The sequence below is a fragment of the Nocardiopsis sp. YSL2 genome (assembly GCF_030555055.1).
GTDB lineage: Bacteria > Actinomycetota > Actinomycetes > Streptosporangiales > Streptosporangiaceae > Nocardiopsis.
In genome coordinates this window covers 5,796,855-5,820,060 of record NZ_JAMOAO010000001.1, presented here as the reverse complement: position 1 = coordinate 5,820,060, position 23,206 = coordinate 5,796,855, and the positions used below count along the sequence as shown (strand labels likewise).

19 protein-coding genes are annotated in these 23,206 nt (G+C 68.9%); 11 read left to right on the top strand and 8 right to left on the bottom strand.

Annotated features, from left to right (window positions below; all coding sequences use genetic code 11):
- The first annotated feature begins 339 nt into the window (after positions 1-339).
- A complete protein-coding gene (locus M1P99_RS25775; RefSeq protein ID WP_304455170.1) occupies positions 340-1,047 on the top strand; it encodes a hypothetical protein in 708 nt (235 codons plus the stop codon).
- Positions 1,048-1,432: 385 nt separating this feature from the next.
- Here the strand turns inward: M1P99_RS25775 and M1P99_RS25770 are convergent, their stop codons facing one another.
- Positions 1,433-2,599, bottom strand: a complete 1,167-nt coding sequence (locus M1P99_RS25770) for a hypothetical protein (protein WP_304455169.1) — start codon at positions 2,597-2,599, stop codon at positions 1,433-1,435.
- A gap of 704 nt (positions 2,600-3,303) precedes the next feature.
- Here M1P99_RS25770 and M1P99_RS25765 point away from each other — a divergent pair.
- From M1P99_RS25765 to M1P99_RS25750, 4 genes are all read left to right on the top strand, one after another.
- The gene (locus tag M1P99_RS25765; RefSeq protein ID WP_304455168.1) at positions 3,304-4,059 is read left to right on the top strand and encodes a HipA family kinase; all 756 of its coding nucleotides are present in this window, start codon (positions 3,304-3,306) and stop codon (positions 4,057-4,059) included.
- Entirely contained in the window at positions 4,056-4,493 is a 438-nt protein-coding gene (locus M1P99_RS25760) for a DUF3037 domain-containing protein (RefSeq protein WP_304455167.1), read from the top strand. The genes M1P99_RS25765 and M1P99_RS25760 overlap by 4 nt, the downstream gene beginning before the upstream one ends.
- Positions 4,494-4,761: 268 nt before the next feature.
- Complete coding sequence (locus tag M1P99_RS25755) at positions 4,762-5,928, top strand: multidrug effflux MFS transporter (protein WP_304455832.1); 1,167 nt, start codon at positions 4,762-4,764, stop codon at positions 5,926-5,928.
- A 141-nt stretch (positions 5,929-6,069) separates the two neighbouring features.
- On the top strand, positions 6,070-8,025 hold the full coding sequence (locus tag M1P99_RS25750; RefSeq protein ID WP_304455166.1) for an AMP-binding protein: 1,956 nt from the start codon (positions 6,070-6,072) through the stop codon (positions 8,023-8,025).
- Positions 8,026-8,198: 173 nt separating this feature from the next.
- Here the strand turns inward: M1P99_RS25750 and M1P99_RS25745 are convergent, their stop codons facing one another.
- Positions 8,199-8,849 (bottom strand): response regulator transcription factor, encoded by a 651-nt coding sequence (locus M1P99_RS25745; RefSeq protein WP_304455165.1) that lies wholly within the window; start codon positions 8,847-8,849, stop codon positions 8,199-8,201.
- Positions 8,801-10,096, bottom strand: coding sequence for a sensor histidine kinase (locus tag M1P99_RS25740; RefSeq protein ID WP_304455164.1), 1,296 nt, complete (start codon positions 10,094-10,096; stop codon positions 8,801-8,803). The genes M1P99_RS25745 and M1P99_RS25740 overlap by 49 nt, the downstream gene beginning before the upstream one ends.
- Positions 10,097-10,415: 319 nt before the next feature.
- Between M1P99_RS25740 and M1P99_RS25735 the strand changes: the two genes are divergently transcribed.
- Both M1P99_RS25735 and def read left to right on the top strand, forming a co-directional pair.
- Positions 10,416-10,859 carry an SMI1/KNR4 family protein gene (locus M1P99_RS25735; RefSeq protein ID WP_053617527.1) on the top strand — a complete coding sequence of 148 codons (444 nt, stop codon included), beginning with the start codon at positions 10,416-10,418 and terminating at the stop codon, positions 10,857-10,859.
- A 108-nt stretch (positions 10,860-10,967) separates the two neighbouring features.
- Positions 10,968-11,636 carry a peptide deformylase gene (gene def / locus M1P99_RS25730; RefSeq protein WP_304455163.1) on the top strand — a complete coding sequence of 223 codons (669 nt, stop codon included), beginning with the start codon at positions 10,968-10,970 and terminating at the stop codon, positions 11,634-11,636.
- A gap of 55 nt (positions 11,637-11,691) precedes the next feature.
- On the opposite strand, the gene M1P99_RS25725 is transcribed toward def, so the two are convergent.
- Positions 11,692-12,060 (bottom strand): VOC family protein, encoded by a 369-nt coding sequence (locus tag M1P99_RS25725; RefSeq protein WP_304455162.1) that lies wholly within the window; start codon positions 12,058-12,060, stop codon positions 11,692-11,694.
- Positions 12,061-12,286: 226 nt separating this feature from the next.
- Between M1P99_RS25725 and rnhA the strand changes: the two genes are divergently transcribed.
- From rnhA to M1P99_RS25705, 4 genes are all read left to right on the top strand, one after another.
- The gene (gene rnhA, locus M1P99_RS25720) at positions 12,287-12,760 is read left to right on the top strand and encodes a ribonuclease HI (protein WP_304455161.1); all 474 of its coding nucleotides are present in this window, start codon (positions 12,287-12,289) and stop codon (positions 12,758-12,760) included.
- 212 nt (positions 12,761-12,972) lie between these two features.
- Positions 12,973-15,969 carry a Tn3 family transposase gene (locus tag M1P99_RS25715; protein WP_304455160.1) on the top strand — a complete coding sequence of 999 codons (2,997 nt, stop codon included), beginning with the start codon at positions 12,973-12,975 and terminating at the stop codon, positions 15,967-15,969.
- Between the two features lie 87 nt (positions 15,970-16,056).
- Positions 16,057-17,304, top strand: coding sequence for an MFS transporter (locus M1P99_RS25710; protein WP_304455831.1), 1,248 nt, complete (start codon positions 16,057-16,059; stop codon positions 17,302-17,304).
- Positions 17,190-17,696: a tyrosine-type recombinase/integrase gene (locus M1P99_RS25705; protein ID WP_304455159.1), complete on the top strand. Its 507-nt coding sequence runs from the start codon at positions 17,190-17,192 to the stop codon at positions 17,694-17,696. The genes M1P99_RS25710 and M1P99_RS25705 overlap by 115 nt, the downstream gene beginning before the upstream one ends.
- Before the next feature lie 99 nt (positions 17,697-17,795).
- On the opposite strand, the gene M1P99_RS25700 is transcribed toward M1P99_RS25705, so the two are convergent.
- The 4 genes from M1P99_RS25700 to soxR form a co-directional block, all read right to left on the bottom strand.
- On the bottom strand, positions 17,796-18,587 hold the full coding sequence (locus M1P99_RS25700) for a hypothetical protein (protein ID WP_304455158.1): 792 nt from the start codon (positions 18,585-18,587) through the stop codon (positions 17,796-17,798).
- Positions 18,588-18,690: 103 nt separating this feature from the next.
- Complete coding sequence (locus tag M1P99_RS25695) at positions 18,691-20,997, bottom strand: hypothetical protein (protein ID WP_304455157.1); 2,307 nt, start codon at positions 20,995-20,997, stop codon at positions 18,691-18,693.
- A 107-nt stretch (positions 20,998-21,104) separates the two neighbouring features.
- Complete coding sequence (locus tag M1P99_RS25690; protein ID WP_304455156.1) at positions 21,105-22,202, bottom strand: alpha-xenorhabdolysin family binary toxin subunit A; 1,098 nt, start codon at positions 22,200-22,202, stop codon at positions 21,105-21,107.
- Between the two features lie 520 nt (positions 22,203-22,722).
- Complete coding sequence (gene soxR, locus M1P99_RS25685) at positions 22,723-23,193, bottom strand: redox-sensitive transcriptional activator SoxR (RefSeq protein ID WP_304455155.1); 471 nt, start codon at positions 23,191-23,193, stop codon at positions 22,723-22,725.
- Between the last annotated feature and the right edge of the window lie 13 nt (positions 23,194-23,206).

Genomic DNA, 23,206 nt, shown 5'->3' with positions numbered 1-23,206 from the left:
ACCGGAATCGCGATACTCCCGGCCCACCCTTGGCGCGCCGGTTCACGTGGAACGCGCCGTGGTCCCCCGGACACGGTGTGCACGACTGCGAGGGTCTGCTGGGGATGTGCGAGGTCGCGGCCTTGAGCCAGGACGCCGATGAACCTGATCGACCCCCTGACCCCCGTTGATCACGGCCACGCCAGGACCGGCCTCTGGCACAAGCGCTACGGAGGTGACTGGCAAGGCGCCATGGGGTGGTGATACCCGAAATGGCCCGAGAGCGACCGATAGGCTGGGAACAGTTCCGCCGGGGTACACGCGAGGGGGACGGGGCGGCGACGGTGAGAGGGGCTTGACGTGGCGGTTCGCGCGTTGGGGCTGAACGAGGGGGATCCACGCCAACTCGGACGGTTCCGCCTGGAGGGCCGGATGGGGGCGTCCGCGCTCGGCGTGGTCTACGTGGGCCGCGACCGTTCCGGCGACCAGGTGAGCATCGCGGTCCTGGACTCCGGCGCGGGAGTCGACGACCAGGCCCGGGCGCAGTTCGCCGAGGCGGTGCGCGCCGCCGACGACGTGGTCGCCGCCCGGACCCGTGGCCGCGGGTCGCTGTGGGCCGCGGTGCCGCTGGCCGGGGACGGAGCCGGGGCCGGCTCCCTGTTGGAGCGCGCCGCCCGGTCCGGCCGGGTCGCGGCGCGCGGCCCGGTGGTGCTGCCGCACTGGGCGGGGCACCGGGGCGGCGCCGCGGTGCGGTGGGCGCCCTGGGTCGGCCGACGCGACAGCGCGGTGGTGGCGAGCGAGGGCAACTGGTGGCTGATCGGCGGACTGGGGGCGGTCCTGCTGGTGCTCCTGCTGCTGGTCTCGGTCCTGTACCTGTGGATGCTGCAGTTCCCACCGCCCGAGATCCCGGTGACCCAGCCGGAGATGGAGCAGACCGAGCCCTCGGGGGAGGAGTCGGAGCCGGCCGAGGAGGGCGAGGGCGAGCCCGCGGAGCCGACGCCGGTGCCCTCCCTTGGTCCGACCAACGGCGAGGACGGCTGGGGCGACCAGCCGGAGGACAACCTCTAGAGGCACGGCGGCCCCCGTCGGCCGGTGCGAGCCCGGCCGGGTAGCCGTCCAGGTGCTCGGCGGGTGGGGCGCCCGGTCGCGGCGCCGGGGGAGGAGCCGGTGTCGAACGCGCGATGAGGAGAGGCCCCCGGGGAGGCCGGACTGCGGCTGCGAAGGCCGCGCACCGCCCGTCGGGGACAGGGGCGGGTCGTAGGGGGAGGCGGCCTTGGACCATGTCGAGGACGTCGAGTTCTGGAAGAGCCCCAGCCATAGGCGATTAACCGAGAACCTGCTCTGCCTTCGGCCTTTCCCCGAAGGCAAGGACGTACGCTGCGCCGCGGCGGTCACGGCTTTGGCGCGGTCCGTGGACGGGCGGGCCCGGGTGCGCCCGCCCTCAAGACCTCCCTCAAGGCTTGACGTCTTCCGGGTCGCCTGGTCCTGCACCATCTTCTGGTGACAGTTCGTCCTCGTCCTCGAGTCCCAGACCGAGACTGCAACTGAAGTCCTCCGGTGTCTCGTGGCACGGTACGAAAGTACGTTCCCCCGAATCGTGGTGCGCATAGCCTGCCAGCCAGTACTGCTCGGGTTGCCGCGGTGGAACCTCGACGACGAAGGGCCGCTCGTCATCGCGCAGGATGACTTGGCCCGTGTTCTCCTGGGCGTCGAGGTAGTGTGCCTCGAGCTCCCATTCACAGGACCGCCCCTCTGCCTGTGCCTCCACCCTGAGTCCGCCCGGTTCCAGCCCACCACCGAGGTCGATCCGCCTGCGGCTGAAGTACGGCTGCCCTTGGTCGGGCCCATCATCGGTGATGTACAGCATCGGATCATTGTGGTTGAGATCCACGATCACTCCCTCATAGGAGGCGGCGCCCGCCGGAGGGTAGTCAACGACGGTGACGGCCGTCGGATTCTCGCAGGATATGTTCACCGGTTTCATATCCACGATGCTCAGCTGGGAGGTGCGCGTGGACAGGAGGTTCATGGTGAACACGGCTGTGCCGGAGCCGCCGGTCCCGTCTTCCCAGACCCCGCCAGTGGGAGGGGCAGGTGCCGTCTCGAGGGTATAGGGAATCAACCGCCCTCCCAAGGGCCGAAGGAATTCCCAGACTTCCGAGCTCGGCGTAGCCTGGAGGGTCTCACCCTCTTCGGCTGTCAGGGGCCGGTCCAGGACGATTTGGAACGACTCGAAAGACGTGGTGTCGTAAGTGATGGAGCTGCTGAACGGAGCGCGGTCTTGGTCCACTGTGCGCTCTGCCTTCTGTTGCTCGCGCAGTCGTGCCTCCGTGGACCACAGGTCGAAGGTGAAGGTTGCCAGGGTACCCAGGAGGGCCAGCGTGATGGATATCGACCACGCTCCCAGGCGAACCCGACGTGGTGCGCTCTGTCCTTCCGGGAAATAGCGCTCCTGTAAGATTCCGTAGACAGATCTCTTGTGCTTCTTCTCTTCACTTCCCCGTTCTTGGCATGCCGGATCATTTGGCACTTGTTTAGAATTCGATGAGTCGGCGGGAGAGTTGGCCTTTTGGTCGCGAGTGAACTTCTTCTCTTCATTTCTTTTCATGGTGAAAGCCATTCCTCCTTGCAATGATTCGTCTTTGAGGGTAGTGCAGGAGTGACTGTCCGTTGCCTGGCCTGGCCGTAATCGGCCATCCTTGGTTCCCTGGCTGAGGCCTTAACCCCGGTGTCCGCGTTCTGCTGTTTCGGTAGAGGTGCCTGACGGCTCGAATCCGGAGTTCGGCCGGTGACTTCCGCCCTGCTCCGGTGCTCTGTCTGCGCGTTCCCGTCAGGCCGGAATGTGCGTCCGGGGCGGCACCGAGCAGTCTGATGGCGGGAGCCACCTGGTCCGCGCCCGGGGGACAGGGGCGGGTCGTAGGGGAGGCGTCCGCCGGGGGAGGGCCGGGGCAAGGGCGGCCTTGTGCGGCGGTGAGACGGCGGGGGGCGAGACGCGGCCGCAGGGCGCACAGGATCCCAGGAGAGGCATCCACTGTCGCTTGCGTCCTTAGAAATCTACGTCGTAAAGGTGGCTGTCCGCTTCTGTCGAAGCAACAACCAACAACACGATCGCGCGGCTACGCCGCCCGCCTCTCTCAACGTTCGCGGATACCGGCTTCGGCGTGTCGTCTCCGGCCGCGGACGGTACCTAGAACGTGTTCAGCGTCCTGTAAACGGCCGTCCGAAGGCTGGTGGTGCTGATGGACGGGTGACGGAACCTGCACCCCCGAGCGTTCGGCTCAGCGGTTCGTCCCGGTCGTGTCGCACGGTGCCTATGCTGGCCTGGTGCTGAAAAAGGTGATCGTGACGCGGTACGTGCTGCCGTTGCGCGAAGGCGGATCGCTTCCCGGGTTGGTCGAGGCCGACGACCTGGGAATGTACGTGGTGAAGTTCATCGGGGCGGGCCAGGGTCGCAAGACCCTCGTGGCCGAGGTCGTCGCGGGTGAGCTCGGCCGGGCCCTGGGGCTGCCCGTGCCCGAGTTGGCGCTGGTGGAACTGGACCCGGTGATCGGCCGCAGCGAGCCCGACCCCGAGGTCCAGGAGCTCATCAAGGCCAGCGGCGGACTCAACCTGGGCATGGACTTCCTCCCGGGTTCGCTGGCCTTCGACCCCCTGGCCTGTGACGTGGACCCGCTCTTCGCCGGCCGCGTGCTGTGGTTCGACGCGCTCATCGGCAACGTCGACCGTTCGTGGCGCAACCCCAACATGCTGCTGTGGCACGGCGAGCCCTACCTCATCGACCACGGGGCGACGCTGATCTTCCACCACAACTGGGCGGGAGCGGACCGCTTGGCCCTGCGCCCCTACGACGCCTCCGACCACGTGATGGCGGGCTGCTCTCCCGACCTGGCGGCCGCGGACGCGCGGATGGCGCCCCTGGTCGACGAGGGGCTGCTCACCGACGTCCTGGCCCTGGTGCCCGACGTGTGGCTGGAGAACGAGCCCGGGTTCGATGCGCCCGACGCGGTCCGGGAGGCGTACAAGCGACACCTCCTGACGCGGGTGGCGGACCGCTCCTGGTTGCCGGAGGTGGTCGCGTGAGCGGGGCACAGCGGTACAGCGACGCGGTGACGACGGGCCGGGTCGCCGAGCAGCGCGACCGCGCGGTGTTCGAGTACGCCCTGCTGCGGGTCGTCCCGCGGCTGGAGCGCGGCGAGTGCGTCAACGCCGGTGTGATCGTGTACTGCCAGGAACGCGCCTTCCTGGCGGCCCGGTCGGCCCTGGACGAGCGGCGGTTGCTCGCGGTGGCTCCCGAGGCGGACGTCGAGGGAGTGCGGCGGGCGCTGGCCGCGGTGGAGTCGCTGTGCAGGGGTGGTGCCGAGGCGGGTGCGGCCGGTCGCGAACGGCCTGGTCAGCGGTTCCGCTGGCTCACGGCGCCGCGCAGCACCATCGTCCAGCCCGGGCCGATCCACGGGGGGTTGACGGAGGATCCGCTGGTCGAGGTGGAGCGGTTGCTGGACCGGTTGGTCCGCTGATCCGCTCTTCGGGTAACGGACATCACAGCCATTCCAGGGGTTAAAGGGGAGGCGAACGTCCCCCTCGGGGTGTTGGTATGGGAGTGGTCCCCGCCGGTGGGCACCCTCCCAGGCCGGCTTCCGTAGACGTTTTCCTCGAACTGGAGTGCCTGTGCAGTCCCCGAAGTCACCCCCCGCCACGCCTCCTCCCGGCACCGGTCCCGCCCCCGGCACGGCCGCGCCGCCCCCCGCGTGGACACCGACGCGGCGGTCCGTCGCGCTGCTGGTGATGGTGCTGGGGGTGCTGACGGCCACCGGGCCGTTGGCGACCGACATGTACCTGCCGGCCTTCCCCCAGATCACCGAGGAGTTGGGAGCGAGTGAGTCGCAGGTCGGGCTGACGCTGACCGCGATGATGCTCGGTCTGGCCGTGGGCCAGTTGGTCATCGGTCCGATGAGCGACGCCTTCGGGCGGCGTACTCCGCTGTTGATCGGTGTCGCGGTGTTCACCGTGACGTCGGTGCTGTGCGTGTTCGTGCCGAACGTGACCCTGTTCATCGGGTTGCGGTTCGTGCAGGGCATGGCCGGTGCGGCCGGAGCGGTGATCGGCCGGGCGGTCGTGCGTGACCTGTTCAAGGGTGACGACGCGGTGCGGTTCTTCTCGCGTCTGGCCCTGGTGATGATGCTGGCTCCGCTGCTGGCTCCGTTGGCGGGTGCCCAGTTGCTGCTGGTGGGACCGTGGCAGGTGAGCTTCTGGGTGCTGGCGGGGATGTCGGCGATCAGCTTCGTGCTGGTGCTGGTGTGGCTGCCGGAGAGCCTTCCGGCGCACGAGCGCCGTCCGCAGGGTCCGCGGCGGCTGGCCCGGACCGTGGGCGGGCTGGTGCGGCAGCCGCGGTTCATGGGTCCGGTGCTGACGCTGGGTCTGAGTTTCGGGATGCTGTTCACGTACGTGTCGGCTTTCTCGTTCGTCTCGCAGAACGAGTTCGGTGCCTCGCCGCAGACGTACGCGTGGCTGTTCGCGATCAACTCGCTGGGGATGATGGCGGGTACGCAGACGAACGGTCTGCTGGTGGGCCGGGTGGAGACGCTGCGGCGTCTGGGGCTGGGGCTGCTCCTGGCGTTGGTGTCGGTGGTGACCCTGCTGGTGCTGGCGTTGAGCGGTGTGGCCACGTTGTGGGTGACCGTGGGGTTGTTGGCGCTGATGATGTTCAGCGTCGGGTTCATCTTCCCCAACTCGACGGTGACGGCGTTGGACGGTCAGCCGGTGGCCGTGGCGGGAACGGCGTCGGCTCTGATGGGGGCGATGCAGTTCACGCTGGGTGGTGGTGTGGCTGCTCTGGCCGGGATGACGCCGTCCGGAGAGGCGTCGTTGGTCAGCATGGCCGTGGTGATGGCCGGTGCGTCGGTGTTGTCGATGCTCGCGTTCGTGTGGACGGTCCGTTCGAAGGTCGGATAACCACACGATGCCTTGTTTTCGTCTGACTGCGTCGGGTTGCCTGAACAGGGGATTGTGGGCACAGTAGGGCTCTATTCCCCGATTGAGGCGGCTCCGGTCTGTGCCCGGTCCGCCTTCTGATGTGGCAGAGGATGAGTGGGTATGGGCGAGGCTGGTGTCACCCCCGGTGTGCGGGCTCGGGCGATGTCCGGGCTGGGCGACCTGGTGTACGAGGGGGCGTCCGGTGACGCGCATGCCGAACTGTTCTCGGTGCCGGTGGCCGATGGTTGGCGGCGTCGGACGGCGGGTGAGTTCGCCACGGACGTGACGTCGGTGGCCAAGGGGCTGATCGCGGCCGGTGTGGGTGAGGGCGACCGGGTGCTGGTGGTGTCCGGTTCTCACCAGGAGTGGGTGCGGGTCGCGTTCGCGGTGTGGTCGGTGCGCGGTGTGGTGGTGCCGTTGGAGCCGTCGGCGTCGGTGGAGCGGGTGGTGCAGGTGGTGCGGCACACGCGTCCGGCCGCGGCTCTGGTGGAGGGTGAACGGCTGCTGCGCACGGTGGCCGGTCTGCAGCGGGAGTTGCCGGATCTGGGTCGTGTGTGGCGGTTGGAGCCGGATCTGCCGGACCTGGTGTCGCTGGGTGCGTACATGGACGCGACGTCGGTGCGGTTTCGGCGTGATGAGACGCGGCCCGAGGACGCGGCGGTGGTGTTGTATCCGCTGAGTACGGTGTCGCGGTCGATGCGGGGTGTGGTGCTCTCGCACGGTGCGCTGTTGACGGCGGCGGCGTCGTTGGTGGACCGGATGTGGCCGCGGTTGTCGGAGTTGGACCAGGGGCGGGCGAGTGCGCTGTTGGATCTGCCGTTGACGCAGATCCAGGGGTTGGCGTCGTTGTTGGCGTGTGTGGTGGGCCGGGTGCGGGTGGGGTTGACCGCGCCGGGGACGCTGATGGCGCGTGTGGCCTCGTTCAAGCCGACGGTGCTGGTGTGTTCGGCGGCGCAGTTGGAGTCGGTGTTCGCTGTGGAGCGTGAGCGGGCGCAGTCGACGGGGTGGGACTCGTTGGCGACGTTCAACGCGTCGGTGGCGGCGGCTGTGGACTTTGACCAGTCGCCGAAGAAGGGTGCGTGGCGGCGGCTGTCGAGGTCGATGTACGGCTGGTCGTTCGTGCGGGTGCGTGAGCTGTTCGGCAACCGGGTGCATCTGGGTGTGTGCTGGGGTGGGGGTCTGTCGCACGAGTTGGACGCGTTCTTCAGTGGTGTGGGTGTGCCGGTGATGCAGGTGTTCGGTACGCCGGAGACGGCCGGTGTGTTCTCGGCGAACGCGGTGGGGAGCCGTGTGGCCGGGACGGTGGGTCGTGTGTTGGACGACCGTGAGCTGTGGGTGTCGCCTGAGGGTGAGGCCTACGTGCGCGGTGGTGCGTTGTTCTCGGGGTACTGGGGGGACGCAGAGGGGTCGCGGAGCGCGTTCCGTGATGGTTGGTTGGCCACGGGTGTGGCCGCGGAGGTCGATGACTCCGGTTTCGTGGGTGTGCGGGGCCGGTTGCGTCCGCAGGCGGCGATGGCCGAGGTGCCGGGCCGTTTCGTGGCGCGTTCGGCGGCGGGTGCCGTGGTGGAGCGTGCCGAGTCGGGGGCGGGCGTGGTGCCGGCGGTGGTGGAGGAGCGTGTGGCGGTGGAGTCTCCTTCGCCGGAGCTGGTGGCGGTGGAGTCGGGTGAGCGCTCGGACGCGGAGCTGGTGGCGGAGTTCGAGGCCCGGTTGCGGGCGCATCCGTTGATCAGTCAGGTGTTGGTGATCGTGGAGGGGCGGCCGTTCGCGAGTGCGCTGGTGACGTTGGTGCGTGACCAGTTGGAGTACTGGCGGTTGGTGAACGGGCGGCCGCTGTCGATGGCGCCGGAGGAGATCGCGGGGGATCGTGATCTGCTGCGTGAGGTGCAGGGGTTGGTGTACGAGGCCAACCGGTCGGTGCCGCGGCATCTGGCGGTGCGGTCGTTCCATGTGCTGGCGGAGGAGTTCACGTCGCAGTCGGGGCTGGTGCAGCCTTCGGGTGAGTTGCGGCGTGAGGCGGTGCTGCGGGCGTTCGCGGAGGAGATCGACGGGTTGTACCGCGTGCGTCGCGAGCAGTAGGCGGTGTGGTGTGCCGCGGTCCCGGTGGGTGTGGGGCCGCGGCTTCGTCGTGTGTGGGGTTGCCGGGGTCTGGGGCCTGCTGCGGTCGTGCTGTGCGGCCCCTCAGGCGTTCCGGTTTCTGGCCAGGGTGGAGCGTCCGGGATGGCGGGCTGCGACCGCGGCTGTGGCAGTGGTCAGCTCTGGCCGTTGAGGTAGGCCAGGACGGCGAGGACGCGGCGGCTGTCGTCGGAGGAGGGCGGCAGGTCGAGTTTGGTGAAGATGTTGTTGATGTGTTTGCTGACGGCTTTTTCGGTGATGTAGAGGCGTCCGGCGATGGCGGAGTTGGAGCGGCCTTCGGCCATTTCGGCGAGGACTTCGCGTTCGCGGGGGGTGAGCTCGGCGAGGGGGCCGCTCTGGTCCTGGCGGGCGAGGAGTTGGGAGATGACGGCGGGGTCCATGGCGGTGCCGCCGGCGGCGACGCGGCGGACGGCTTCGATGAACTGGCCGATGTCGAGGACGCGGTCCTTGAGGAGGTATCCGACGGCGCCGGTGTCGTCGGAGAGGAGTTCGCGTGCGTAGAGCTGTTCGACGTGTTGGGACAGGACGAGGATGGGCAGGCCGGGGACCTGTGTGCGGGCTCCGAGGGCGGCTTGGAGTCCTTCGTCGGTGAAGGTGGGGGGGAGTCGGACGTCGACGACGGCGACGTCGGGTTTGTGTTCGGTGAGGGCGGCTTGGAGGTCGGGTCCGTTGTCGACGGCGGCGACGACGGTGAAGTCGTGTGCCTCGAGGAGCCGGATCAGGCCGTCGCGGAGGAGGGCAAGGTCTTCGGCGATGACAACGCGCACGGGATCTCCAGGGTCACGATGGTGGGGCCGCCCGGGGGGCTGGTGATGTTCATCGTGCCATCGAATGCGTCGAGGCGGCGACGGATGCCGGTGAGGCCGCTTCCTGGGGTGGCGTCGGCGCCGCCGTTGCCGTTGTCGGTGATGGTGATGACCAGGCGGTTGCGGCCGTGGTTGATGTGGATCCAGGCGTGGGTTGCGCCTGAGTGTTTGACGGTGTTGGTGAGGAGTTCGGCGACGGCGAAGTAGGCGGCGGATTCGACGGGGTCGGCGGGGCGGCCGTCGAGGTCGATGGTGACGCTGATGGGGAGGTGGTGGGTGAGGGCGAGGGCGTGGACGGCGCCGTGGAGTCCGCGTTCGACGAGGACGGGTGGGTGGATGCCGCGGACGAGGTCGCGGAGTTCGATGAGGGCGTGGCGGGTGGTTTCGCGGGCTTCGGCGAGCATGGTGCGGGCGGTTTCGGGGTCGGTTTCGACGATGTTCTCGGCCATGCCGAGGTTCATGCCGAGGGCGACGAGGCGGGCTTGGGCGCCGTCGTGGAGGTCGCGTTCGATGCGGCGGATTTCGGCGGCTTGGGTGTCGATGGTGTTGGCGCGGCTGGTGGCGAGGTGGGCGACGCGGGCGGTGAGGCGGGCTTTTTCGGTGGGGGAGAGGAGGAGGCGGTTGAAGCGGATGTAGAGGGTGATGGCGCGGGGGGTGGTGATGTAGGCGAGGGCGAGCAGGGTGGTGCCGGTGAGGAGGGGGAGGAGGGTTTGGGGGAGGTTGGTGGGGGTGTAGAAGCCGTAGAGGGGGATGTTGGGGGTGAGGTGGAGGAGGGTGTTGAGGGTGAAGAGGATGTGGAGGGTGCCGTGGGTGAGGAGGGCGGCGGGGATGAGGATGAGGGAGATGCTGGCTGGTGTGGAGACGAGCCAGAGGAGGTCTTTCCAGGTGGCGGGGTCGGTGATGATGGCGCCGGCGCGGGGGACGACGCCGGTGGGGGGTACGGGGCGGTAGACGGAGGGGATGCGGCCTTGGTGGAGGATGTGGCCGAGTGTGCGTCGTTGGGTGTCGGCGAGGGTGCGTAGGAGGGTGGCGGTGAGGATGATGAAGGGGAGGCCGACCCAGATGAGGGTGAGGATGGCGGAGGCGATGACGAGGGGGAGTAGGAGGAGGGTGGCGATGTTCTGGGAGGTCAGCAGGACGAGGTAGGCCAGGGTGGTGAGTGGGCCGGTGTGGTGTGGGCCTGCTCTGTGGTGTGGGGCGTTGGCCATGTGTGGTGCTGTCCGTTCCTGCTGGTGTGTGGTGGTTCCATTCTGTCGCGTGGTGGGGTGTGGGGGCGGTGGTGGTGGGTCCCTTTTTTGTGGGGTGTGGTGGGTCTATTCCATCGTATGTGTGGTGGTGTTGTCACGCTTGGTGACAGTGTTGGCGTTTTTGGTCATTTCGGGCGTGGTGGTGGGGCTGGGGTGCGGGGGTGGTTTCGGGTGGGTGCTATGCCCTTGATGGGAGGTTTGTGGGGGTGAGAGGGCCGGATTGGCGGGTTTTTGGCGCAACTCGCCGACGTCGATTTCCCGTGGGTTGCCACGACCTGTGATGATCGGGAGTGTGTGGCGTGAACTGATCCTGCAGATGTATCCCGAGGCCGATCTGAACGATCCGGCCGATGAGGTGACCCTGGCCGAGGTGGAGAAGCACCTGATGCTGCCCCTGCCGTTCGAGTTGGCGTCGCTGCTGAGGGAGACCGACGGTGTGTCCAACGAGTACGGGGACGCGGTGGTGTGGAGTGCGCGGCGCCTGGTGGAGGACAACCTGGCGATGCGGCGGGAGCCGGACTACCTGGAGCTGTACGCGCCCTTCGATGAGATGATCTTCTTCGGCGACTCGGACATGGGTCCGCAGTTCGCCTACGTGCACACCGACTACGGTCCGGGGATCGTGGTGTGGGACCACGAGAGCGACCGCCGGCGCCTGGTGGTGGTCTCGCTGCGCGACTACCTGGCCAGGTGCTTCATCCAGGGCAACGCGTGGTTTCGGTGAGGGGCCCGCGGGCGCGGGGGTGACCTGCCGTTTCGTGCTATTTTTCGGGGTGTTGGCGGCGAGTCGGGCCGCCTGTCGTCTCCCCGAGCACGTTGTGAGAGTTGAGCCATGTCGGAGCAGTCCACCCCTGCCCAGGTAGCCGCCGTCGTCCAGGGCCGGGAGGTGGCGGAGTACCCCGAGCTGGCGCCCGAGGCCGCGCGCGGCCGGGTCCGGCGGATCACGGTGACGGGCGAGGAGGTGCTGCACCGGCGCAACGCCGAGGTGCCCGAGCACATGCTGGGCGGTGCGGAGCTGGCGGAGCTGATCGACGACATGTTCGTGACGATGTACGCGGCCGAGGGTGTGGGGCTGGCGGCCAACCAGGTGGGTGTGGATCTGCGGCTGTTCGTCTACGACTGCCCCGACGATGACGGCGTGCGCCACGTGGGGCACGTGGTCAACCCGGTGCTGGACGAGCGCGGGGCCGACGACGTGCTGGTGGTGGACTCGGAGGGCTGTCTGTCGGTGCCGGGGCCGCACGCGGACCTGGGGCGGTTGGAGCGGGCGACGGTGCGCGGTGTGGACAGGGACGGCGCCGAGGTGGTGCTGTCGGGGCGGGGGTACTTCGCGCGGTGCCTGCAGCACGAGACCGATCACACGCTGGGCAAGCTCTACACCGACCGGCTCTCCACGCGTGAGCGCAAGCGGGTGCTGAAGAAGATGAGCGAGATGGCCGAGAGCGTGTTCGAGCGCCGTGAGGAGCGTACGGCGGAGCTGGTGCGCGAGTTCGAGGGCTGAAGCTCTCGCGTGGTCAGGGGCGTCCCGGCGGTGGCCGGGGCGCCCCTGGTGTGTGTCAGCGTTCGTGGTCGGCTCGCACGACGCAGAACTCGTGGCCCTCGGGGTCGCGCAGGACGGCCCATCCGGTGCCGTCGGGGGCGCGGCGGTCTTCGGCCAGGGTGGCGCCCAGCTGTTGCAGGCGGGTGATCTCGGCGTCGCGGGTGGTGCCGGGGTCGGCGCACAGGTCCAGGTGGAGGCGGTTCTTGGCGGTCTTGGGTTCGGGGACGCCGATGAAGAGCAGGGGCGGGCCCTGGGGGAGGCGGATGAGGGCCTCGGGGTCGCCGGGGCGGTCGTCGGGGTGCAGGGGGTGGCCCAGGGCCTGGGACCAGAAGGTGGCCAGGGTGTAGGCGTCGGCGCAGTCGACGGTGATGGCGTGGAGGTGCACGTGGTCCTTTCGCTGGTGTTCGGTGGGCCATTGTGGTGTGCGGTCCGGGGTGGCGGCAAGTCGTTTTTTGGTCGGTGGTGGGACGGCTGTTCGGGGGTTGTGGCGGGTGTGGCCGGGCCAATTGTGCCTGTCTGGCCTACCGATATGGTTGATTGGTCTGGTTTTTGGCTCTGTTGGGGACGGGTGGTGTGCCGCGGTGGAGGCCGGGGGCGGTAGATTTCGGCGCATGCACAACGGGGACGAGGTCGGCGAGCAGCCGACGCAGAAAGTGGTCATCTACACCGACGGGGCGTGCAGCGGCAACCCCGGCCCGGGAGGGTGGGGTGTGTGGCTGCGCTACGGCGAGCACGAGCGGGAGATGTACGGGGGCGAGGCGCAGACGACCAACAACCGGATGGAGCTGATGGCGGCCATCCAGGCGTTGGAGAGCCTGAAGCGGCCGCTGCCGGTGCTGGTGCACACCGACTCCTCCTACGTGCGCAACGGCATCACGACGTGGGTAGCGAACTGGAAGCGGCGCGGGTGGCGCACGGCCGACAAGAAGCCGGTCAAGAACGTGGACCTGTGGCAGCGCCTGGACGAGGTGTCGGCGCGCTATGAGGTGGAGTGGCGCTGGGTGCGCGGGCACAGCGGCGACGAGGGCAACGAGCGCGCGGACGAGTTGGCGCGGCGGGGCAGGGACGAGGCCGCCGGGCTCTGAGCGGGCGGTGCGGGTGGCGGTGGCCGACGGCCACCGCCACTGGTGTGTGCGGGGTCGGCACTGCCCGCGGGACCGCGTGGAACCGGTTGAGCTGGGCGCCGTACCTGCCCAAGGGGCGCACTAGAGATGCCCCTGGACTTGATAGGGGTTGAGGAACATCGGAACAAAAACCCGTGCTAAGCCTCGCGCGAAGGGTTCTACCTTCTGGGGGCATGCCAGTTGAGTTCCTCACCGATGAGCAGGCGGCCGCCTACGGCCGCTACACCGGTCCCGTCCCCCGCACGGACCTGGACCGCTACTTCTTCCTGGACGACGCCGACCGGGCGTTGACCGAGCCCAAGCGCCGCGAGGCCAACCGTCTCGGGTACGCGGTGCAGCTGTGCACCGCCCGCTACCTGGGCACCTTCCTCACCGACCTGTCCCAGGTCCCCGAAGAGGCCGTGGTCTACCTCGCCGAACAGCTCGAGGTCACCGACCCGGCCTGCCTGGCCGACTACCCCTCCCGAGAGCAGACACGGCACGATCACGCCGAGGAAATCCGCCGCGAGTACGGGTTCACCGAGTTCTCCGAACACCGACCGGACCTGCAGGAGTGGTTGCGGGCCCAGGTGTGGACCACCACCGACGGGCCCAAGGCCCTCTTCGACGGGGCGAGCGCGTGGCTGCGCGACCGCGGGGTGCTACTCCCCGGGCTCAGCACGCTGGTCCGACTGGTCTCCCAGGTCCGTGATGAGGTCACCGGGCAGCTGTGGCAGGCGTTGTGCGAGCTGATCACCCCCGCCCAGCGGGCGAAACTGGAGACGCTGCTCGTGGTCGGTGAGGGCAAGCGCTCCTCGCTCCTGGACCAGCTCCGCAAGGGCCCCACCCGCAGGTCGGGGCAGGAGATGGTGCGTGCCCTGGACCGGGTCTCGGAGGTGTTCGGCCTGGGACTGGGGCAGGTGGACCTGACCCCCTTCCCGGCCCGGCGCATCACCGAGATGGCCCGCTACAGGCTCTCGGGCAAAGCCACCCTGCTGCGCCGCCACGGCAGCAAACGCCGCTTGGCCACGCTGGTAGCCACCGTGGTCCAACTCCAGGCCCGCACCGTCGATGACGCCCTGGAGCTGCTGGATCTGTTGATGACCACCCGCCTGCTGACCCAGGCCGAACGCGAGTCGATCAAGGAAAAGGTACGGCGACTGCCCCGCCTCAGTGCGGAGTCCGCCAAGCTCGCCGCCGCGGTGAACGTGCTCCTGGAAGCCGCCCCAGCCCGGAAGGAAGCCAAGGGGGTGAACCTGGCGCAGGTGTGGGAGCGCATCGAACGGGTGGTGCCGCGTGAGGAACTGGCGGCCGCGCTGCGGGCCCTGGAAGAGCTGTTGCCCGCCCCGGACTCCGATGACGACGAGGCGTGGCAGGCCGAGCTGGTCAACCGCTACGCCAGCGTGCGGTCCTTCTTGCCGATGCTGTGCGAGGTCATCGACTTCGGCGCCACCGTCGAAGGCGCCGCGGTGCTGGAGGCCATGCGGGCCCTACCGGAGTTGATCGGCCGGAAGAAGATCCGCGCTCGCGAGGTCGACACCGGCCTGATCACCGGGTCCTGGCACCGGCTCGTCTTTCCCGAGGACCCCGATGTGGTGCACAAGGCCGCCTACGTCTTCTGCGTCCTGGAGCAGTTCCACCGCCACCTCAAGCGCCGCGACATCTTCGCCCCGGCCTCCAACCGGTGGGCCGACCCGCGCTCGAAACTGCTCTCCGGTGCCGCGTGGGAGCAGGCCAAGCCCCAGGCACTGGCCGCCCTGGGGCTCCCGGAGTCCCCGGATGAGCTGCTGGCCGAGCACGCACGACTGCTGGACGCCACCTACCGCCAGGTCGCCGGGCGGATGGGCGTCAACGACGCCTTGACCGTGGACGAACGAGGCCGGGTCCACCTGCGCAAACGGGTGGTGCGGATGCTGCCCCGGGTGGACCTGCCCGAGCTGATCTTGGAGGTGATGGGCTGGCACCCGGCGTTCATGGACGCCTTCACCAGCATCTCGGGCTCTGAGTCGCGGTTGGCCGACCTGCACGTCACCGTGGCCGCGCTGCTGGTGTGTAGGGCCTGCAACTTGGACTACACCCCCATCATCAAGAACGGCGTCACGGCGCTGACCCGTGACCGGCTCTCCCACGTCGACCAGAATTACCTGCGAGGCGACACCTACTCCGCGGCCAACGTCCCCCTCGTCGAGGCCCAGGCCGACAACGCCCTGGCCAAGGTGTGGGGCGGTGGCCGGGTCGCTTCGGTGGACGGGATGCGGTTCGTGGTCCCGGTCAACACCATTCATGCCCGTCCCAACCGCCGCTACTTCGGCCGCCGCAAGGGCTCCACCTGGCTCAACATGGTCAACGACCAGGCGGCCGGACTGGCCAGCCGGGTGGTGGCCGGCACCCCGCGCGACACCCTGCACCTGCTGGACGTGCTCTACAACCAGGACGGCGGCCTGGCACCCGACATCATCGTCACCGACGAGGGCTCCTACTCCGACCTCATCTTCGGCCTGGTCCACCTCCTGGGACGCCAGTACCGGCCCCAGCTCGCGGACGTGCCCGACCACCGGCTGTGGAGGATCGACCGCACCGCCGACTACGGGCCCCTGGACACCGCCGCCCGCGGCAAGATCGACACCGAACGCATCCGCCGCCACTGGGACGACATCCTGCGCGTGGTCGCCTCCATCCACACCGGCGCGGTGCGCGCCTACGACGTCATCCGCATGCTCTCCCGGGATGGCAACCCCACTCCGCTGGGGCAGGCCATCGCCCACTTCGGCCGCCTGTTCAAGACCCTGCACGTACTGGCCTACCTGGACGACGAGACTTACCGGCGAGCCATCAAGTCCCAGACCACGTTGCAGGAGTCCCGCCACGCCCTGGGACGGCACATTTTCCACGGCAAACGCGGTGAGCTGCGCCAGCGCTACATCGAGGGCATGGAGGACCAGCTCGGCGCCCTGGGCCTGGTCCTGAACTGCGTCACCTTGTGGAACACCGTGTACATGAACGCCGCCCTGGACCAGCTGCGCGCCGAGGGCTATCCGGTGCGCGATGAGGACATGGTGCACCTGTCGGCGTTCGCCCGCACCCACATCAATGTGCACGGCCACTACTCGTTCCTGCTCCCGGACATGCCCGGCGGCCGCCGCCAGCTGCGCGACCCCGACCAGCCCTTGGACCAAGAGGAAGAAGAGTGACTCCGGCTCTGTCCGAGGCGGGCACTAACGTTCTCCGTTCAACAGTCCACCGCCACTGACAGGTCCGTCGCCACGGAGGGCGCCTTGATGGTCGTGAACGCACACCGGCCTCCGCGGCTTTACTGGGCCTGGCTGGCCGGGACCGGGGTGAGCGCGCTCGGTACCCAGATGTTGGTGTTCGGGCTCGTGTGGCACGCGGCTCTGGTCAGCCCCGGTCTGGCCGCGGCGGTGCTCTCAGCGCAGGTGGTGCCCCGTGTGCTGCTGACCTTGCACGGGGGCGCGCTGAGCGACCGTCTCGGGGCCCTGCCCGTCATGGTGGTCGCGAACACGATCCTGTGCGTTGTGGCGCTCATGGGTGTGGTGGCCATGTCCGCGGCTGCCCCCGGTCCCATCGTCATGGTCGTGATCGCCTTGGCGCTGGGCACGGTCGACGCGGTCGACATTCCGGCGTCGGCATCGGTCCCCAAGCTGCTGGTGGCCTCCACCGCCATGGGTCGCGCCATGGCGGCCCGGCAAGTGGTCCTCCAAGGCGCTGTGTTGTGCGGTCCACCATTGGGAGGAGTCGCGATCACCGTGCTCGGGTTGCCGGCCACCTACGGGGCCGGGACCGCGGGCTACCTGGTGTTGATCATCGTGCTGTGCTTCGTGCGCTCTCGGACACGGCCCATGCCCTCCGCCGACGCAGGACAAGGCCTGAACCGCCAGGTTCGACAAGGAGTGGCGGTCGTGTTCGGTACGCCGCTGCTGCGTGCGGTCGTACTGCTCACCGGGGCCTTCGCCATGTTCGTCATCCCCTTCTCCCCACTCCTTGTTCCGGTGGTCTCCGCCGCGCGGGGCTGGGGCGCGGTAACCACGGGGACGGCGGCGGGCGCTTTCGGCGCCGGTATGGCCTGCGTGACCCTGGTGGTGTTGTGGCGTGGGGCCGCTTCTCGTGCCGGAGCGGTCGCCGTTGCGGGAATGCTCATCGCCGCTGTGGGGGTGGGGGCTGCCGCGGCTGCTCCGGGGCCCGTGGCCTTTTGTCTGGTGTCTGTGTTGGTGGGGTTGGGCACCGGTGTCTTCTCCACCCATGTCGGTCCTTTGTTCATGGTCGCCTGCCCACGGGAAGCGGTGGGGCGGGCCCAGGCGGTGGTGACCCTGGCCCAGTGGCTGCCGCTTCTGTGGGCCAATCCGCTGATCGGCCTGCTCGCGCAGACCCACTCGGTGACCGTTCTACTGGTGTTGTGGGGTGCCGGAGCTGCTGCGGCTGGAGTGGCGGCCTTGTTCGCTCGCCCCTTCCGCGCAGCGGTACTGGCCCAAGAGACCCGACCACCCGAGCACAAGGGGAAGGCCAGCTGACGCGCACCGGCGCCTCGCGCACCATCCCGCTTCCCAACGCCTCCGCCCGCACCGCGGTGGCCGACTGGAAGCGCGAACGGGCCTCCTGGCCCGGCGCCGACACCTCGGCGCAGTTCCTCAACCGGCGCGGCGGCCGGCTGAGCGACCGGGCGGTCAACCTGCTCCTAGACGAGATCGACGCCGACGCCGACGTGGTCGACGACGGCCGCCCCGCGCTGTCGGCGCACACCCTGCGCCACACCTTCGGCACCAACCTCACCCGCTCGGGGGTGGACGTGGTGACCGTGGCCCAGCTCATGGGCCACAAGCGGTTGGAGACCGCCCGCCGCTACACCCTGCCCACCCAGACCGACATGGAGGCCGCCGTCGCGCACCTGCTCGCCTACGAGTAACCCGGTGAGCCCTTAGCGCGGGTTTTCGTTCCGATGTTCCTCAACCCCCTTGATGGAGCAGGTCATACCGCTGCTGGGTCCGGGGCCCGCCGAGCTGCGTCACAGGAGGCGGATCGTGAGCACCAGCGGGTCCTGGACACCGTGCGCCGCGGCGGCCTCGGCCAGGTACGCGACCAGCCACCCCAGGGCGTCCAGGGACCACTCGGCCAGGGTCGCGTGGATCGTCGCGCGGTGGTGGCCGGGGCCGTTCCACAGGTGGTCGGCGATCCCCGGGACGAGCCCTGAGGCCGCGTCGGCGTCCTGTGCCGCGGGTGCGGGATCGCAGGCGAAGACGTGCTGATCCCAGGAGCGCGTCCACGACAGCATCGGGGGCGCCGCCTGGACGATGGAGGGGACCTGTCCCCCGTCCAGGGTGATCTGGATCCGCCGGGCGCGATGCGGGTCCGGGTCGGCGAAGCGACCGGCGTCCTGGAGCAGTTTCATCACGGCCGGGGTGGCAGTGCGACCCGTTGCGGCCCGAACTGGGACAGGTACGAGGATCTGTAGAGCGTGCAGGTCCAGGGTGCCGATCCGGGCCGCGGCGTCGCCGGCGCAGGACAGGAACGGCTGGGCCGGCAGGGGCTGATCGGCCCCTGCCGGCCCGGTCAGGGCTACCTGGAACCAGAGCTTGCGTGTCACCGGGCCCCGGGGGCTCGTCCCGGTGTCCTGTCCGGCGTCGTTCATGCCCCACAGGCCGCCGGGGGAGCCGGGTGCGGCCTCGGTGAGCCAGGCCATCGCCGAGGAGCGGGCGAGGAAGAGGCTGTAGGCGTCGGAGGAGACGGTGCCCGGGTCGTGCCAGGGGTGCACCGTGAGTTCTCCGTGCAGTGCCGCCAGCATCGTGTCCTCGCCCATACCCCGGCCCCTCTCCCTTCGGGTGTGCTCAGTGCTCTGCATGGCCCCGGCCTGTCGGACCGAGTCGGGGGTCGCCGTGCGCAGGCCGCCTGCTCGTGGGGGGCTACGTTCCCGGGCTGATGGCGCTGCCGAGCATCTCCACCCGCACCTCTTTCAGGTCGGTCAGGTCCAGTCCGGGGTTGTGGTCCCTCCTCACGGTGAAGCGCCACTCGGTGAAGGGGGTGGGCTGCATGAGTACCCGGCCGAACGACGCCTCGACCGTTCCGTCGATCACGGGCCTCTTCTGGCCTGGCCTGTATTCGAACGCACGCTCGGCGGGGGCGGCGCAGAACCGGAACTCCCGGCCCGCGAACCGGTCCTGGTACAGGCCGGAGCCGTGGATGCCGATCCTGACGGATTCGCCCTCCGTCTGGCGGGCTCCGATCAGGTACACCCTGATCGTCGTGAGCCGGACCCGCTCCAGCCCCCGGAAGGCGGGGTGGCCGAGGGTGAGGGGCACCATCAGTTCTCCCTGTTCCCGCAGGGCCTGCAGACCGTCGGTGACGGTGAAGGACTGGACCATGTTCTGGGGTGGAGGGCTGAACCTGCCCAGGGCCTGTTCGTACTCCCTGGAGATCTCGCTGATCTGCTGGGCGATGTGGGCGGCGTCTGCGGACATGGTGGGGCGCACCCGGGGTTCGGCCAGTGCCCAGTACCGGTAGGCCCGCCCGTAGTTCTCCAGTGCGACGAACAGCCACCGCTTCTGGTCGAGGTAGGCCTGGTAGAAGGACTGGGCGGCGAGGTCGTTGAGCGTCCCGGAGGCTTTGAGCTCGGCGATGTACCCCCTGGTTGTGTCCGCTGACCTGGCGGTGAGCTGTTCCTGTATCGTCGCGCGGATCAGCTGCTGGGCGGCCTGGATATGCCCGGCCTGGGCGGATGCGAAGGCCCGTCCGTAGACCGCCAGTGTCTCCAGTGAGCCCTGGTACTTTGCTCCGACACCCGTCTTCTGGACGAGGTGGCCGAACACCGTGCGGGCGATGGCCTGGAACTCCTCCCAGCGTGCGCTGACGTTGACCGTCCCGCCGCCGGCCGTGGCCCTCAAGAGGTCGGAGATCCGCTGGGCGGGGGCCGTGGACAGGTCGGTGGCGCCGGCGTGCATTGTGGATTGGAGTTCGCGGAGCCTGTCCAGTGTCGCGAGGGAGGACTGGAGGTCGGCCACGACCTGTCGGATCCTCTGGGCCTCGCTGATGATGTTCTTGACGGTCTCGACGGTTTTGACGAGCTTTTCGATCTGTGCCGTTGCGGTGAAGGCGCCGGTGGCTCCCGAGGCGGCGCCGACTCCCAGGCTGAGGACGGCGAGCCCGGCGTCGACGACCGCCTTCTCGACCTGCTCGTCGTGGTAGTTCTCCATCTCGGCGCGGAACTGGACTTCCTGGGCCGTGACCTGGTCCTGCTGGGTGCGGAGGTTGCGCCGTGCCTGTTCCAGGGTGCGCGCCGCGGCGTCCGCGTTGTCCTGGGCCTGTTGCCTGAGCAGCGTGTGGAAGCCGGAGGTGTCCTTGGTGTGGGCCAGGAGCGCCTGCGCCGCCCGGGCCCGGGTGTCGAGGGAGGCGGTGCTGTTGCGGAGCGTGGTGTAGTTGGTCTCGTACTCCTTGACGGAGTCCTTGTAGGTCGTGAGAAGGCCTCCGTAGGCGTCGCGGTTCAGGTGGGGCACGTACCAGCCGTGGAGCCGGTCGCTGTCGTGGAGCGCGACGAGGCTGCTCGCCTGGGCGAACACGTGGCGCAGGTCGGTGCTCTGTGCGGCCAGCCGGGTCACCCACCGCAGCATGGCGACCGCCTGTTCTGGGTCTGTGGCCCACAGTTGGGTGGCGATCTGGAAGAGCAGTGTCAGGGACTTGCCGAGCTCCACGGGCCTGGAGTTGCTCGGCACGGGTCCGGCTGTGGGGGCGGTGGCTTTCAATGTGTGGTCGCTGACCTGGAGCTTCAGGCCGTGGTCGCCCGCCAGGCCGGGTCGGTGCTCCTGCTCTTTCCCGTCCGGTCCGGGGACACGCACGTGGAGCGTGTTCGGGGCGGGTGTGTGGTCGGGGTTGGCGATCCGGCCGGTGTGGAGCAGTAGCTGGGAGTGCTCCTCCATGACCAGGGGGGTGTCCGAGGCGACCCTGACCTCGCGTGCGACGACCTGCCACCCCGTCAGGCCCCTGAGCCGCGGTGGTGGTTGGTCGGAGACGGTGAGGGTGTCGGCGTAGAGCTGGACGATCCGTACCTCGGGGTGTCCGTCCAGGGCCTTCGCGACGTCGCCGGTGGTGAGGTTCCGGGCGTGGAAGAGCGCGTTGTGGCCGTCGATGACGGGGCTGGATGGTGCGGGCACGCCCAGGGCGTCGGGAAGGTTGGGTTCGGCGCCGCCAAGGGCGAGGGTGTCGTTCGGATGAATCACGTGTGCCTCCGTGGTCGGGGGTGGGCGCGGGAGGTCTCCTCGTCCCGCGCCCGTCCACCGCGCTGGTCCTGGTATTTCCGGTGCCGGGCCGTGTGGGTGGTGAGTTCTCAGGCGGCTAGGGCTGCGGGGCGGCCGGGGTTGTCCACGAAGGCCGTGTCGGCGTACTTCTGGGCCATCTGGCCGACGTTCTCCCAGTCGCTGACGGCCTGTTCGATCTGTAGGTCGACCAGGCCCTGTACCTTCCTGATGTCTGTGTCCACCAGGTCGCGGATGCTGTCCAGGTTCTCGGCGATGCGCTGCCAGCCGCTTCGCATGCGTCCGAGGACGCCTTCGGCCTTCTTCGCGATCTCGGCGGTCCCGCTGATGGAGTCCAGGGCGGACTTGGTCGATGCCCTGATGCGGGTGTTGCGCTCCAGCAGGCCCTTGTGGACGCCGATCTTGTCCTCGGTCTCCTTGATCGCCTTGCGGCAGTCGTTCAGCTTGGTGACGCGGGCCAGGCCGCCGCCCGGGGAGACCAGTTCCGCGACGAAACCGGCCCACTCGTACCACGGGCGCTTTCCGTCGGCCATGCACTCGGCATTGAAGTCCTCGATCTCCTTCTTCAGGTCGTCCTGGAGTTTCTTGATCTCGTCGTCCACCTTCTTCCACTCTTCATTGTCATTGTCATACCTTGTGTCGTAGGTCTGCTTCAGTTTTTCCATGCTGACGGAGTCCTGCGCGGTGGCCTGGTGGAATTCCGCGACGTCCGCGGCGGCCTTGGCTGCCTTTTCTGCGAACTTTTTCGCCTCTTCGGCCCGGTTGTCCAGGATGGCGAGGAACTTCTTCTTCCTTGCCTCGTCCTCCAGGCCCTGCTCGGCGAGTTCGGCCAGCTTCTTGTAGTAGACCGTGGCGGCCTGCCTGCCGTAGTTGGAGATGCCGTTGGCCAGGGACACCGTGTCCTGGGTCACCGAGTCCCACTTCTTCACGTGCTCGCTCATGGCCTGGTACTGCTGGAGGAGGTCGCTGAATTCGGTGGTGTCGTCCTCCTTGAGGAGTCCGAGCCTGGTCTTGAGTTCGTCGTGGGTGAGGGGCAGGCCCATGACGTGGATGCAGTAGGCCTGCACGGTGTACATGTCGCCGTCCGCCAGGGCGAATCGCTGCTTCGGGCCGCTCTGGTCGACGAACTGCTTCGCCTGTTCCCTGAGTTCGATGACGTTGTTCCCCATCGTGCTATCGTCCTCCGTTTTGCGCCAGAATTCAGCACGCCGGAGAATGGCTGTGTCCGGTGTGCTTCGAGCGGTGGCATCCGCCCGCCGGGCACCCTACCCTTTGTTGTCACGGTTCACGCAGGGGGAAGACCTGGCGGCCATTCTGAGACAGCCAAAAAACAGGACAATATGCGCAATCCGTTCGTGGGAATCGCGATGGCCATGGGCGCTGGTCGCCCATGGCGGCGTCGATGTACAGCGGGTTCCACCGCACGAGGGCGTTCAGGGGGCGAACGAGATGCGCCGGATACCGGCCATGCTCTGGCGATCTCGCAGGCCAGGGGGTAGGCCGATCCGGCCGTGCGGAGCGGCCTGGCGGACCGTCGTGGTCCGTCCCGGTATCAACCTGTTCTGACCGCCGACAACGTGTCTCGTGCCGGGTGTGCTGGAGGCTCTCACCCCTGGGAAGTGCCGTGTCCGACCCAGGATGGCGGGCCCCGGCGAGCCGGGACCGCCCGGCGGGGGCGGCCGGCGTCGGCTAGGAGTGGTCCTCGGCCTTGATGGTGTCGACCATGAGGCGGCGGGGCCCGCTGCCGGCGGCGGCGAGCTCGTCGTCGGGGTTGGACAGGGTGCAGGTGTCCAGGGACAGGCAGCCGCAGCCGATGCAGCCGGTGAGGTCGTCGCGCAGGCGGAGGAGCTGGGAGATGCGGGTGTCGAGTTCGTCGCGCCACTGTTCGGAGACGCGGGCCCAGTCGCGGGGGGTGGGGGTGCGGTTGTCGGGCAGGGCGTCCAGGGCCTGGCGGATACGGGCCAGCGGCAGGCCCACGCGCTGGGAGATGCGGATGAAGGAGACGCGGCGCAGGGTGTCGCGGCGGTAGCGGCGCTGGTTGCCGGTGGTGCGGCGGCTGTGGATGAGGCCCTGGCGTTCGTAGAAGTGCAGGGCGGAGACGGCGACGCCCGCGCGTTCGGCGACCTGGCCGACGGTGAGTTCCTTGGTGATGGGTGACACGCGTTCATCCTAG

What these genes read in the sequence shown, in the direction of transcription:
- M1P99_RS25770 (WP_304455169.1), bottom strand. Translation starts at nt 2,599, where the DNA reads ATGGCTTTCACCATGAAAAGAAATGAAGAGAAGAAGTTCACTCGCGAC.
- M1P99_RS25755 (WP_304455832.1), top strand. Translation starts at nt 4,762, where the DNA reads ATGGTGCTGGGGGTGCTGACGGCCACCGGGCCGTTGGCGACCGACATG.
- M1P99_RS25750 (WP_304455166.1), top strand. Translation starts at nt 6,070, where the DNA reads ATGGGCGAGGCTGGTGTCACCCCCGGTGTGCGGGCTCGGGCGATGTCC.
- M1P99_RS25740 (WP_304455164.1), bottom strand. Translation starts at nt 10,096, where the DNA reads ATGGCCAACGCCCCACACCACAGAGCAGGCCCACACCACACCGGCCCA.
- M1P99_RS25735 (WP_053617527.1), top strand. Translation starts at nt 10,416, where the DNA reads ATGATCGGGAGTGTGTGGCGTGAACTGATCCTGCAGATGTATCCCGAG.
- def (WP_304455163.1), top strand. Translation starts at nt 10,968, where the DNA reads ATGTCGGAGCAGTCCACCCCTGCCCAGGTAGCCGCCGTCGTCCAGGGC.
- rnhA (WP_304455161.1), top strand. Translation starts at nt 12,287, where the DNA reads ATGCACAACGGGGACGAGGTCGGCGAGCAGCCGACGCAGAAAGTGGTC.
- M1P99_RS25715 (WP_304455160.1), top strand. Translation starts at nt 12,973, where the DNA reads ATGCCAGTTGAGTTCCTCACCGATGAGCAGGCGGCCGCCTACGGCCGC.
- M1P99_RS25710 (WP_304455831.1), top strand. Translation starts at nt 16,057, where the DNA reads ATGGTCGTGAACGCACACCGGCCTCCGCGGCTTTACTGGGCCTGGCTG.
- M1P99_RS25700 (WP_304455158.1), bottom strand. Translation starts at nt 18,587, where the DNA reads ATGGGCGAGGACACGATGCTGGCGGCACTGCACGGAGAACTCACGGTG.
- M1P99_RS25690 (WP_304455156.1), bottom strand. Translation starts at nt 22,202, where the DNA reads ATGGGGAACAACGTCATCGAACTCAGGGAACAGGCGAAGCAGTTCGTC.